Source organism: Oleiphilus sp. HI0132 (assembly GCF_001635845.1).
The window spans coordinates 1-670 of the sequence record NZ_LWGJ01001188.1 but is presented as its reverse complement, the minus strand read 5'-3'; the positions used below and the strand labels follow the sequence as shown (position 1 = coordinate 670).

Genomic DNA, 670 nt, shown 5'->3' with positions numbered 1-670 from the left:
GTGGCTTATATACCGATGCATCGACTAAAGACATCACCCACCTCGTCACCTGGCAAAGCGAAGACAATCAACTTATTACTGTCGACAATAATGTAGATAGCCCAGGACTAATTCGTACCGTTGCCCCCGGTAGTACACGTGTCAGCGCCAGCTTTGAAGGCCTATCGTCCAGCGCAACCTTCACAGTGACGGACGCAATACTAAGTTCTATTGCTATTACCAGCCCTGCTAGCGCGATAAACGTTAACGATGAACTGCAACTGAGTGCCATTGCAGACTACTCCGATAACAGCAGCAAAGATCTCACCCAAGAAGTAAGCTGGATAATCAGTGACAATGATGTTGTATCTATCGAGACGGCATCGAATGACTACTTTTCTAATCAAAGCGGTTTGCTAAAAGCTCTGTCAGCCGGCACCAGCGATATATCTGCCCAGTTACTAAACAGCTCAGGAGAACTTATAAGCTCTAACACTCTGAGCCTCACAATCTCGGAAGACCCTAACGCTACTAAAGCGATATCACTGTCACTGACTCCAAACGTTATTCTAAACAACGGTATTGATAGCTCTATTGTGTCCGCGACTTTAAGCCCTAACTCGGCTAGCGGAGCAATTCCAGATAACACTGAAGTGAGTTTTAGTATCACTGATAATGGCACCACACATAT

Annotated in this window: 1 protein-coding gene; it reads left to right on the top strand. The window is 45.7% G+C overall.

All coding sequences use genetic code 11. The features are described 5' to 3' along the window. Positions 1–670: Ig-like domain-containing protein (locus tag A3766_RS17065; RefSeq protein ID WP_197479608.1), on the top strand; the 670-nt coding region annotated here is incomplete at both ends.